Annotated in this window: 9 protein-coding genes; all 9 read right to left on the reverse strand. The window is 74.8% G+C overall.

Features of this window, described 5'->3' with window-relative positions; genetic code table 11:
• Window positions 1-58 precede the first annotated feature (58 nt).
• The 9 genes from ftsW to mraZ all read right to left on the reverse strand — a co-directional run bounded on the left by ftsW (window position 59) and on the right by mraZ (window position 11,376).
• Complete coding sequence (gene ftsW, locus GWJ10_RS15730; RefSeq protein WP_082774411.1) at window positions 59-1,405, reverse strand: putative lipid II flippase FtsW; 1,347 nt, start codon at window positions 1,403-1,405, stop codon at window positions 59-61.
• A 12-nt stretch (window positions 1,406-1,417) separates the two neighbouring features.
• Window positions 1,418-2,866, reverse strand: coding sequence for a UDP-N-acetylmuramoyl-L-alanine--D-glutamate ligase (murD, locus tag GWJ10_RS15735; protein WP_061267586.1), 1,449 nt, complete (start codon window positions 2,864-2,866; stop codon window positions 1,418-1,420).
• Entirely contained in the window at window positions 2,866-3,948 is a 1,083-nt protein-coding gene (gene mraY / locus GWJ10_RS15740; RefSeq protein WP_021483305.1) for a phospho-N-acetylmuramoyl-pentapeptide-transferase, read from the reverse strand. Before mraY ends, murD begins: the two co-directional genes overlap by 1 nt.
• On the reverse strand, window positions 3,945-5,393 hold the full coding sequence (gene murF, locus GWJ10_RS15745) for a UDP-N-acetylmuramoyl-tripeptide--D-alanyl-D-alanine ligase (RefSeq protein WP_163188442.1): 1,449 nt from the start codon (window positions 5,391-5,393) through the stop codon (window positions 3,945-3,947). Before murF ends, mraY begins: the two co-directional genes overlap by 4 nt.
• Window positions 5,390-6,991, reverse strand: coding sequence for a UDP-N-acetylmuramoyl-L-alanyl-D-glutamate--2,6-diaminopimelate ligase (locus GWJ10_RS15750; RefSeq protein WP_241005855.1), 1,602 nt, complete (start codon window positions 6,989-6,991; stop codon window positions 5,390-5,392). Before GWJ10_RS15750 ends, murF begins: the two co-directional genes overlap by 4 nt.
• Window positions 6,992-7,157: 166 nt before the next feature.
• Window positions 7,158-9,116, reverse strand: a complete 1,959-nt coding sequence (locus tag GWJ10_RS15755; protein WP_241005856.1) for a penicillin-binding protein 2 — start codon at window positions 9,114-9,116, stop codon at window positions 7,158-7,160.
• A gap of 149 nt (window positions 9,117-9,265) precedes the next feature.
• Entirely contained in the window at window positions 9,266-9,715 is a 450-nt protein-coding gene (locus GWJ10_RS15760) for a hypothetical protein (protein WP_061267582.1), read from the reverse strand.
• Window positions 9,712-10,773, reverse strand: coding sequence for a 16S rRNA (cytosine(1402)-N(4))-methyltransferase RsmH (rsmH, locus tag GWJ10_RS15765; RefSeq protein ID WP_163188449.1), 1,062 nt, complete (start codon window positions 10,771-10,773; stop codon window positions 9,712-9,714). Before rsmH ends, GWJ10_RS15760 begins: the two co-directional genes overlap by 4 nt.
• 168 nt (window positions 10,774-10,941) lie before the next feature.
• On the reverse strand, window positions 10,942-11,376 hold the full coding sequence (gene mraZ / locus GWJ10_RS15770; RefSeq protein WP_031316739.1) for a division/cell wall cluster transcriptional repressor MraZ: 435 nt from the start codon (window positions 11,374-11,376) through the stop codon (window positions 10,942-10,944).
• Window positions 11,377-11,836 lie beyond the last annotated feature (460 nt).

Consider the following 11,836-nt stretch of genomic DNA (forward strand, 5'->3'; position numbering starts at 1 on the left):
CGCGGGGCGCCCCACGGGTCCGGCGTCGCGGCCGGAGCGGCCGCGACGGCCGGGGAGGTCATCGCGCGGTCCGGCGCCGGGGGCGCGCCGCCCGGCCGACGACGGCGAGCGAGCGCCGCACGACGCTCCCTCGCGCGGCGAGCGCCTCGGCCGCGCCCGGTTCCGAGCGCGCGAACGAGATGAGCACGCCGAGCGCGGCCATCGTCATGATGAGCGCGGAGCCGCCCGCCGAGACGAGCGGCAGCGGGACGCCGATCACGGGCAGGAGCCCGATGACGACGCCGATGTTGATGAACGCCTGGCCGACGATCCAGCACGCGATCCCGGCCGTCGTGATCTTCACGAAGGGGTCGGGGTGGCGGCGCACGATCCGGCTCGTGGCGACGCCGACGATGACGAACAGCCCCAGCACCAGGAGCGTGCCGAGCAGCCCGAGCTCCTCGCCGATCACGGCGAAGATGAAGTCGTTGTGCGCCTCCGGCAGGTACGACCACTTCTCGCGGCTCGCCCCGAGGCCGACGCCCGTGAGCCCGCCCGTGCCGAGCGCGTACAGACCGTGCATCGACTGGTAGCACTCGCCGAGGGTGTCGGTGCACTCGCGGTACGTCGCCATGATGCGCGAGAGCCGGTCGCCGCCCGACTGGTTGAGGATGAACACGTACCCGACGACGAACGCGGCACCGCCCGCCCCGAGGGCGAGCAGACGCCCGTCGGCCCCCGAGACGAAGAACGCCCCCGCGATGATCGCCATGACGACGAGCGCCGTGCCGAGGTCGTGACCCGCGAGCACGAGGCCCACGACCGCGACCGCGACGGGGACCGCCGGGATCAGCACGTGCCGCCACTGCCCGAGCATCCGCTGCTTGCGTCCGAGCACGACACCGAGCCACAGCGCGAGCGCGAGCTTCGCGACCTCGGCCGGCTGGAACGTGAAGAGCCCGAGGTCGATCCAGCCCGTGTTGCCGTTGACGTTCTTCGCGAGCGGCGTGAACACGAGCATCTGCAGCCCGAGAGCCACGAAGAGCGCGGGCCACGCGAGCCGCTTGTACCAGTCGACCGGCACGCGCGTGGCGACGAGCAGGACGGGCAGGCCCATGAGGGCGAACTTCGCCTGGTCGAGGAACGCCCCGAACGGCGACTTGCCCGCGGCGATCTGCGTGACCGCCGAGCTGGAGAACACCATGACGAGGCCGATGATCGCGAGCAGCGTGGTCGCGCCGACGAGCAGGTAGTAGCTCGTCACCGTGCTGTTCCACTGCCCGAGCCACGGTCGCTCGGCGGGCTCGGGCCGCGGGCGTCGCGGCTCGCGGGTCGTCGCCCGGCCCCGCGGCACCGTCCGGCTCGTGCCGGCCCGGGGGACGGTGCGCGTCGAGGGCGCGCCTCGCCCGTTCGCGGTCTGGGTCATCGGCTGCCCGGCCTACCCGTGGTCGGGGCGCAGGGCGCGCGCCGCCTCGGCGAACGCCTCGCCGCGCGCGGCGTACGAGCGGAACTGGTCCATCGACGCGCCGGCGGGCGCGAGCAGCACCGTGTCGCCGGCCTGCGCGAGGCGGCGGGCGGAGTCGACGGCGCGGGGCATCACGGTCCCAGTGTCGCCAGGATCCACGCGCACGACGGGGATATCGGGCGCGTGTCGGGCGAGCGCACCGGCGAACGGCTCGGCGTCGACGCCGATCAGCACCACCGCACGCAGCCGGTCGGCGCGCGCCGCGACGAGCTCGTCGAACGACGCCCCCTTCGCGAGGCCGCCCGCGACCCACACGACGGTGCCGGGCGCGAACGCCGCGAGGGACGCGGACGCGGCGTGCGCGTTGGTCGCCTTGGAGTCGTCGACGTAGGCGACGCCGTCGACCGAGGCGACCTGCTCGATGCGGTGCGACCCCGTGCGGAACGCGCGCAGCCCGTCGCGGACGGCGACGGCCGGGACGCCGTGCGCCCGTGCGAGGGCGGCCGCGGCGAGCGCGTTCGCCACGACGTGCGCGGGCACGACGCCGTCGGCGCCCGCGAGGTGCGACAGGTCGCCGAGCGTCGCGAGCTCGGCGGCGTGCGTGTGCCGGTCCGGCGCGTCCGCGGGCGCGTGGAACGCGCGGTCGACGAGCACGTCCTCGATGACGCCGAGCTGGCCGCGCGCCGGGGCGCCGAGCGTGAAGCCGACGGCGCGGGCCCCCTCGACGACGTCCGCCTCGCGCACGAGCGCCTCGGTGCGAGGGTCCGCGACGTTGTAGACGCACGCGACCCGGGCGTCCTCGAAGACCCGGCCCTTGTCGGCCGCGTAGGCGTCGATGCCGCCGTGCCAGTCGAGGTGGTCGGGGGCGACGTTGAGGACGGCGCCCGCCTCGGGCGACGTCGTGTGCGTGAAGTGGAGCTGGAAGCTCGACAGCTCGACCGCGAGCACCTCGAGCGTCGGGTCGAGCGCGGCCTCGACCACGGGCGTCCCGACGTTGCCGACCGCCGCCGTCCGCAGGCCCGCGGTCCGCAGGATCGTCTCGAGCATCTCGACGGTCGTCGTCTTGCCGTTCGTCCCGGTGACGGCGAGCCAGGGCGCGGGCCGCCCCGACGGGCCGGCGACGCGCAGGCGCCACGCGAGCTCGACCTCGCTCCACACCGGCACGCCGCGCTCCGCGGCGGCCACGAGCAGCGGGTGGCTCGGGCGCCAGCCCGGCGAGACGACGACGAGGTCCGTCGCCGCGAGGTCCACGTCCGCCGCGTCGTGCAGGTCGGCGTCGGCGGCGCCGTCGTCGAGCGTGACGACCGACGCCGCGCGCGGGCGGAGCGCCGCCGCGGCGGCGCGCCCGGACACCCCGAGACCGGCGACGACGACGCGCGCACGCTCGAGCGGGACGGCGAGGTCGTGGGGGTCGCGTGCCACTAGCCGACCACCCACTCGGCGTAGAAGATCCCGATGCCCAGCGCCGCGAACAGCCCGGCGATGAGCCAGAAGCGGATGACGATCGTGACCTCGCCCCACCCGGACAGCTCGAAGTGGTGGTGGAGCGGCGCCATCTTGAACACGCGGCGCCCGGTCATCTTGAAGAAGCCGATCTGGATGACGTCGGAGAGCACGATGATGACGAAGAGCCCGCCGATGATGAGCGCGAGGAACTCGGTGCGCGTGAGGATCGACAGGCCGGCGAGCGCGCCGCCGAGCGCGAGCGATCCCGTGTCGCCCATGAAGATCTTCGCGGGGCTCGCGTTCCACCACAGGAACCCGAAGCACGCGCCGACGATCGCGGCGGCCACGATCGCGAGGTCCTGCGGGTCGCGCGTCTCGTAGCAGCTCGGCCCGGCCGACGCGAGGCGCTGGCAGGTCTGGTTGAGCTGCCAGATGCCCACGAGCACGTACGAGCCGAACACGATGAGCGAGACGCCCGTCGCGAGCCCGTCGAGACCGTCGGTGAGGTTGACCGCGTTCGACCACGCGGTGATGAGGAAGTTGGCCCAGAGCACGAACAGGATCAGCCCCACCGTGACGCCCGCGAACGCGAGGTCGAGGTTCGTGTCGCGCAGGAAGGAGATGCGCGTCGACGCCGGCGTGCGGCCGTGCTCGTTGGGGAACTGCAGCGCGAGCACCGCGAACGCGATCCCGACCGCGCCCTGGCCGATGATCTTCGCGCGGGCCGTGAGCCCGAGGCTGCGCTGCTTGCGGATCTTCGTGAAGTCGTCGAGGAAGCCGACGATCCCGAGCCCCGTCATGAGGAACAGGACGAGCAGGGCGGACACGCTCGGGAACCGCCCCGAGACGACGTACGACATCGCCCAGCCGAGCAGCGTCGCGCCGATGATGACGACCCCGCCCATCGTGGGCGTCCCGCGCTTGGTGAAGTGCGCCGTCGGGCCGTCCTGGCGGACGAACTGCCCGTAGTTGCGGTGCACGAGGAACCGGATGAACAGCGGCGTCCCGAAGAGCGCGACGAGCAGGGAGACGCCCGCCGCGACGATGATCGCGATCACGCGCGTTCACCTCCTGCCGCACCGGCGCCTGCGGCCGCCAGCTCGTCGCCGAGCCGCCACAGCCCGGACCCGTTCGAGGCCTTCACGAGCACGACGTCCCCCTCCTGCAGCTCGTCGCGCAGCAGCGCGGACGCCGCCTCGACGTCGGGGACGAAGCGCGTCTCGTCGCCCCACGACCCCTCCTGGGTCGCGCCGTCGTGGATCCCGCCGGCACCCTCGCCGACCACGACGAGCAGCTTGACGTTCAATCGGACCACGAGCCGGCCGATGTCGTCGTGCGCGACGCGCGAGTCCTCGCCGAGCTCCAGCATCTCGCCGAGCACGGCGACGGACCGCCGGTCGCGCCCCGCCACGACGGCGAGCGCCTTGAGCGCGGCGCGCATCGAGTCCGGGTTGGCGTTGTAGGAGTCGTCGATCACCGTGATGCCGTCGGGACGCTCGGTGACCTGCATCCGGTGCGGGCTCAGGGCGCGCGCGTCGGACAGCCGGGCCACGACGTCGGGCAGCGCGACGCCGAGGCGCAGCGCGGCCGTCGCGGCCGCGAGCGCGTTCGTCACGTGGTGCTCGCCGACGAGGCCGAGGGTCACGCGCGCGCTCGTGCCCTCGCCGCGCGTCGCGTCGCCCGACGCGCCGGGGCGCACGCGCAGCGTGAAGGACGCCCGGCCCGTGCGGTCGATGCCCAGGTCCTCCGCGCGCACGTCCGCCGCAGGGATCGTCCCGAACGTGACGACCTCCCCCGGCGCGACGTCGGCCATCGCCGCGACCCGCAGGTCGTCCGCGTTGAGCACGGCCACGCCGCCGGGCGCGAGGCCCGTGACGATCTCGGACTTGGCGCGCGCCACGGCCTCGATCCCGCCGAACTCGCCCAGGTGAGCGCTGCCCACGACGAGCACGACCGAGACGTCCGGGGGCGCGATGCGCGTGAGGTAGGTGAGGTGACCCACGCCGCTCGCGCCCATCTCCAGCACGAGGAAGCGCGTGGACTCGTCGGCCTCCAGCACCGTGAGCGGCAGGCCGATCTCGTTGTTGAACGACCCGCGCGGCACCACGGTGGGCCCCTCGGGGCGCAGGAGCTGGCCGAGCAGGTCCTTCGTCGTGGTCTTGCCCACGGAGCCCGTGACGCCGACCACGCGCAGGTCTCCGCGCTCGCGCAGCGTCGCGAGCACGTGGCGGGCCAGCTCGCCGAGCGCGGCCTGGACGTCGTCCACGACGACGCATGGCACGTCGAGCTCGCGCGCGGCGAGGACGAGCGTCGCGCCCGCCTCGACGGCACCGGCGGCGTAGTCGTGACCGTCGACGTGCTCGCCCGGCAGCGCCACGAAGAGCGACCCCGGCGCGACCCGGCGCGAGTCGACGACGACGGGCCCCCCGACCCGGACCTCCGGGTCGGCGGACAGGCGTCCGCCGGTCGCTGCGGCCACCTGCGCCGCAGTGAGCTCGATCATGCGTGGTGCTCCTTCAGGTCGGGGGTGTCGTGGGGCGGCGTCGTCGCGGGGCGCTCCTCGAGCGCGGCCCGCGCCTCGACGCGGTCGTCCAGGGGGTGGTCGACGCCGGCGATCTCCTGCCACACCTCGTGGCCGCGGCCCGCGACGAGCACCGTGTCGTCCGGGCCCGCGGCGAGGATCGCCTCGCGGATCGCCCGGGCGCGGGGCGCGACCTCGAGCACGACGACGTCGCGCGGCTCGGGTGCGGCGGCCGCGGCCTCGCGCGCCGCGTGGGCGCCGGGCAGCACCTCCGCGCGGATCGCGGCCGGGTCCTCGCCGTGCGGGTCGTCGTCGGTCACGACCACGACGTCGGCGCCCTCGACCGCGACGCCGCCCATCGTGGGCCGCTTGCCGCGGTCCCGATCGCCGGTCGCGCCGAACACGACCACGAGCCGGCCCGTCGTGGTGGGCCGCAGCGCGTCGAGCGCGAGGGCGAGAGCGTCCGGGTTGTGGGCGAAGTCGACGACGACGCGCGGGCGGTGGGGCGGCTCCGAGACGACCTCCATGCGGCCCGGGACCGCCGGGTCGAGCCCGCCGGCCGCCGCGAGGGCCGGCTCGAGGTCGCGCGCGTCCGTGCCCGCCTCGAGCACGAGGGCCAGGGCGAGGGCGGCGTTGGCGACGTTGAAGTGCCCGGGCAGCGACGTCGTCGTGCGCACGCTGCGGCCGTCACGGTGCCGCAGCGTGAACGCCGAGCCACCAGCCTCCGACGGCTCGACGTCGTGCACGGTCCAGTCCGCCGCGGGCTGCTCGTCGCCCGCCGCGGTCGGGCTCACGCGCAGCGTCGCGACGGGGACGCGCGCGGCCGAGACCATGCGCTCGCCCCACGCGTCGTCGACCACGACGACGCCGCGGCGTGCGTGCTCGGGCGTGAACAGCAGCGCCTTGGCCTCGAAGTACTCCTGGAGGTCGCCGTGGAAGTCGAGGTGGTCCTGGCTGAGGTTCGTGAAGCCCACGACGTCGTAGACGAGCCCGTCGACGCGGTGGAGCGCGAGCGCGTGGGACGAGACCTCCATCGCGAGCGTGCGCACCCCGTCCTCGCGCATCGCCGCGAGCAGCGCCTGGAGGTCGGCCGCCTCCGGGGTCGTCAGGCGGCTCGGCAGCACCCGGTCGCCGGAGCGCATCTCCACGGTGCCGATGAGGCCGCCCGTCCAGCCGAGCGCGCGCAGCGCGTGGTCGACGAGGTACGTCGTGGTCGTCTTGCCGTTCGTGCCCGTCACGCCGAACGTCGTGAGGTCCTGCGCGGGGGCGCCGTACACCCAGGCCGCGACGGGGCCGAGGAGCGCGCGGGGGTCGGGGGCGACGAGCACCGGCACGTCGAGGCCGGCGTCCGCGAGCAGGTCGGCGCCCTCGGTGTCCGTGAGGACAGCACGGGCGCCGCGGCCCACGGCGGCGGGCGCGAACCGTGCCCCGTGCGCCCGGGCGCCGGGCAGCGCCACGAAGAGGTCGCCCTCGTCGGCGGTGCGGTCGTCCGACGCCACCGACCACACCTCGACGGAGCCCGGTGCGGCGGCGCTACCCGCGCGGACGTCGAGCCCGAACCGTGCTGCCAGGTCCGCCACCGACCGACGGGTGGTCGTGGCAGGGCGAAGACGGTCGATCGGGGATGTCACGTGTAGAACCTACCGTGCCGGGACGGGCCGCCCCGCAAGCCCGCGGGGCGCTGCACCCGGGCAGGGGCGCGCTTCACGGGACCTTCACCGGGGACCGGGAGAGGGGCGGTGAGGTTCACCACGTCGTCGGGAGCGGCACGTAGGGCTCGGTGCTCGGCTGGACGCCCTCGTGCTCGAGGGTGAAGCCCATGATCTCGCTGAAGACCGGGGCCGCGACGACGCCACCGAAGATCGACGAGTGCGGGTTCTTGAGGAACACCGACACGGTGAACCGCGGGTCGTCCGCGGGCGCGACGCCGATGAACGACGCCATGATCCCGGACAGCCGCCCGTCGTCGCCCGCCGCCTCCGCGGTGCCGGTCTTGCCCGCGACGCGGTAGCCGGGCACCGAGGCGCTCGAGCCGGTGCCCTCCTCCACGACGGACTCCATCATGTGCAGCACCGTGTCCGCCGTCTCCTGGGACACGACGCGCTCCGGCGCCGGACGCTCCGCGGGCACGAGCTCGCCGCGCTCGTCCGTCGTCCCGGCGACGATGCTCGGCGTCGCGCGGACCCCGCCGTTCGCGATCGTCGAGAAGACGCTCGTCGCCTGGATCGCGTTGACCGACACGCTCTGGCCGAAGAGGACCGCGTACTCGGTGCGGCCGTCCCACGAGTCCGCGGGGTGCAGGATGCCCGCCGACTCGCCGGGCAGCCCGAGGCCGGACTTCTGGCCGAAGCCGAACTTCCGCAGGTAGTCGTAGCGGACCTGCTTGGGGATCTTCTCGCCGACCTGGACCGTGCCCGTGTTCGACGACTCCGCGAGGATGCCCGCGAGCGTCAGGCGCTCGACGGGGTGGTCGTGCGAGTCCTTGAACGTCTGACCGTTCGGGGTCGTGTACCGGTCAGGCACCTCGAACCGCGACCCGGCGTCCGCGTGGCCGCCCTCGATGGCCGCGGCCATCGTGACGACCTTGCCCGTCGACCCGGGGTCGAACACGTTCGCGACGGCGCGGCTCGGGCGGGCGACGGCGTCCGTCGAGCGGTCGTTCGGGTTCACGGTGCCCGAGTCCGCGAGCGCGAGCACCTCGCCCGTGCGGACGTCCTGCACGACGGCGATCGCGTACTCCGCCCCCGTCTCGCTCACCGCCCGGTCGATCGCGTCCTGCGCCTTCCACTGCACGTCGCGCACGGTCGTGAGGCGCACGTTCAGGCCGGGCACCGCCTCGACGACGTCGCACCGACCCGTCGGGATGAGCTGTCCGCCGAGCCCTGCCTCGCACCGGCGCGAGCCCGGCGTCCCGGCCAGGACGTCGTCGTACGACGCCTCGATGCCGCCCCCGCCCGTCTGCTCGTCGTTGACGAAGCCCACGAGGTTGCCGGCGACCGTGCCCGCCGGGTAGGTGCGCTCGCTCGTCATCGTCGTGCTGACGAACGCGGACAGCCGCAGGTCGGCGATCTGGCGCTGCACCTCGGGCGTGACGTCCTTCTCGAGGACGAGGTACCGCGACGTGCCGACGAGGTCGGCCGCGAGCTCGACCGCGGACCGGTCGAGGATCGGGGCGAGCAGCTTCGCGACGCCCACCGCCCCGCCCTCCTCGAGCGGCTCGCCGTTGACCAGGTCGCCGGCACGGGGCTCGAAGCGCGCGATCGCCTGGAGGTCGGCCGCGACGGTGTACCGGTCCACGGAGGTCGCGAGCACCACGCCGTCGGCGTCCGTGATGTCGCCGCGGTGCGCGATCGTCGTCGAGCTGCGCGTGCGGTCGTTCTGGGCCTCGGCCGCGAGCGCGGGCCCGCGGAGGACCTGGACGTTGACGAGCTGCGCGATGAACACCGCGGTGATCACGCCCGCGACGACGATGAGCCAGCGCTGCCGACGCTCGGGCCGGCCGGGCTCGCGGGTCCCTCGGGCCGGACGGGCCGGCGGGCGGCCGGCCCCGCGCGGCGCCCGCGACACCGGGGCACGCCCCGACGTGCTGCGCGTGGTCGACACGCGACCGGACGTGGTGCGCGCCGTCGAGGCGCGACCGGACGCGGCGCGCGCCGAGGCGGTGCCCGTCGAGGCGGTGCCCGTCGAGGCGGTGCGCGCGGGCACGGGACCTCCGGAGCGAGCACCCGCGGCCCGACCGGTGGACGCAGGACGGCCTCCCGAGGAGGCCCGGGAGGCCGCGGTGGCGGGACGGGGGCGCGGGGCGCCCGCCGCCGGTCGTGACCGGCCGGTGCGCCCGGCACCCGTGCCCTGCGTCACTCCCCCGCCCCCTCCTGCGCCACGCCGAGCACCGTGCCGTCGGACAGGCGGACCATCGCCGGGTCCTGCGCCTCGACCATGCCGAGCCCGCGCGCGGTCTCCGGCAGCGCCGTCCTCTGCTCGGCGACCTGCAGCTGCAGGCTCTGCGTGTCCTGGGCCACGCGACTCACCTCCCGGCGCAGCTCCGACATCTCGTAGGAGTTGCGCGCCATCGTCGTGTTCACCAGGAGAGCACAAAGGAGCGCGGCGCCGAGGATCGACATGCAGACGACGAGGAACGGGACCTTGGACCGCGCCTGCAGCGGCGCCCGGACGAGCTCGAGACGCGAGCGCAGCGCCCGCTCGGACGCACCGCCCGGCAGGGCGGTCAGCGACGGGCGCGGTGCGGGCGCCGGCCGGGCCGGGCGCGGGAGCGGGCGGGCGGCGGTCGACCTCTGTGCGCTCATCGTGTCGTCTCCCCCGGGTCGTGCGGTCGATCGGTCGGTCGGTGGCCGGGCGCCGGCGAGCGGCGAACGGCGGACGGGCGGCGGTGCGGCGGTGTCGGGCGGGTGCGCTCGGCGGCTCGCAGGCGCACGGACGCGGACCGCGGGTTCGTCTCGCGCTCCCCGGTCGGCGCCTCCTCGGCCCCCCGGGTCAGCAGGCGCAGGTACGGCTCGTCCTGCTCGGGCACGACCGGCAGGCCGGCGGGCGCGCTGATCGTCGCGCCGGCGGCGAGCACGCGCTTGACGATGCGGTCCTCGAGCGAGTGGTACGACTCGACGACGATGCGCCCGCCCACGGCGAGCACGTCCACCGCGGCGGGGACCGCGCGCTCGAGGACCTCGAGCTCGCCGTTCACCTCGATGCGCAGCGCCTGGAACGTGCGCTTGGCGGGGTTGCCGCCCGTCGTGCGGGTGGCCGCCGGGATCGACGCGCGGACGAGGTCGACGAGGTCCGCGCTGCGCTCCCACGGCTGCTGCTCGCGCCGGCGCACCACGGCCCGCGCGATCCGCTGCGCGAACCGCTCCTCGCCGTAGTCGCGCAGGATCCGGGTGAGCGCGCGCTCGTCGTACGTGTTGAGCACGTCCGCGGCCGTGAGGCCCACGGTCGGGTCCATGCGCATGTCGAGCGGTGCGTCGTGCGCGTAGGAGAACCCCCGCTCCGTCTCGTCGATCTGGAGCGAGGAGACGCCGAGGTCCATGAGCACGCCCTGGACCGGTGCGCCGACCACGTCCGCGACGACGTCCTCGATCTCGTCGTACACGGCGTGCACGGCGCGGAAGCGGTCGCCGAACCGGGCGAGCCGGCGCGACGCGCGGTCGATCGCCTCGGGGTCGCGGTCGATGCCGACCACGCGCGCCGTCGGCACCTGCTCCAGGACGGCCTCCGTGTGGCCGCCCATGCCGAGCGTGCAGTCGACGAGCACGGAGCCCGGCTCGCCGAGCGCGGGCGCGAGCAGGTCGACGCAGCGCTGGAGGAGGACCGGGACGTGCCGCTCGGCGGCGTCGTCGGGGGTGCTCGTCACGTCCTCCTCCTCTCCGTGCTGGTCGTCGTGCTCCGGTGCTGCTGCTGGTCGTGCTGTGCTGCGGGCCCCGTACGGTCAGGTCTCCCTCCGCGTCCTTTCTGGCGCCGGGGAAGTGCGCCAGACCGGGCGGGAGGAGGCCTCACCGTGCGGAGCCGGTGGTGCTCGGCCCTAGAAGCGCAGGTCCGGGAACACCTCCTCCGCGGTGTCGGAGTACGCCGACTCCTGCTCCGCGAGGTACGTCTCCCACGCCTGCGCGTCCCAGATCTCGACGCGCGTGCCGGCGCCGATCACGGCGACGTCGCGGTCGAGCCCCGCGTACGCCCGCAGGGGCGCGGGGATCGAGACACGTCCCTGCTTGTCCGGGATCTCGTCGCTCGCCCCCGAGAGGAAGACGCGCAGGTAGTCCCGGGCCTGCTTGCTCGTCACCGGCGCCTGCCGGATCTGGTCGTACATGCGCCGGAACTCGTCCATCGGCAGCAGGAACAGACAGCGCTCCTGCCCCCGCGTCATGACGAGACCCGGTGCCAGCCGCGACCGGAACTTCGCGGGAAGGATGAGCCTCCCCTTGTCGTCCAGACGCGGCGTGAAGGTGCCCAGGAGCAGGCCGGAGGAACCGCCGAGCACGTCGTCCACGAAGCCGGACATGCACCTGGCACCTCCCCTCCTGCTCCCTTCTGCTCCACGGTACTCCACTTCCCTCCACCGCTCTCGGCGAAAGTCCCAGGTTTCACCCGTCTTCGCAGGATCTCCGCAGGTCAGACGGGCTGGATCGCGGTGGAGGGGAGGACTCCCCAGGGCGCGTCGCGGCCGCGTCCGGCGGGACCGCCGTCGGGGGGCGACCGCTTCCGGGAGCCGTCCGGCGGGTCCTGGGCGGCGGCGCCCGGTGCCCGTGGAGGGAGAGGGAGGGCACGGGTCCACCGACCCCGGTCCGCGCGCCCCCTGGCCGGGGTCGGCGGACCTCCCACCGTCTACTAGGCTCTTCCCACCCGCGGTCTCGCCGGTCCGCGGCCCCTGCGCCACCGACGACGGAGGTCCCCGTGCTCCCCGACATCGCCCCTGTCGC

This window comes from Cellulosimicrobium sp. SL-1 (assembly GCF_011033075.1).
GTDB classification, from domain to species: domain Bacteria; phylum Actinomycetota; class Actinomycetes; order Actinomycetales; family Cellulomonadaceae; genus Cellulosimicrobium; species Cellulosimicrobium funkei.

Bases quoted from the DNA above. Each gene is read 5' to 3' on its own strand.
- GWJ10_RS15760 (WP_061267582.1), bottom strand. From the start codon at position 9,715: ATGAGCGCACAGAGGTCGACCGCCGCCCGCCCGCTCCCGCGCCCGGCC.
- ftsW (WP_082774411.1), bottom strand. From the start codon at position 1,405: ATGACCCAGACCGCGAACGGGCGAGGCGCGCCCTCGACGCGCACCGTC.
- murF (WP_163188442.1), bottom strand. From the start codon at position 5,393: ATGATCGAGCTCACTGCGGCGCAGGTGGCCGCAGCGACCGGCGGACGC.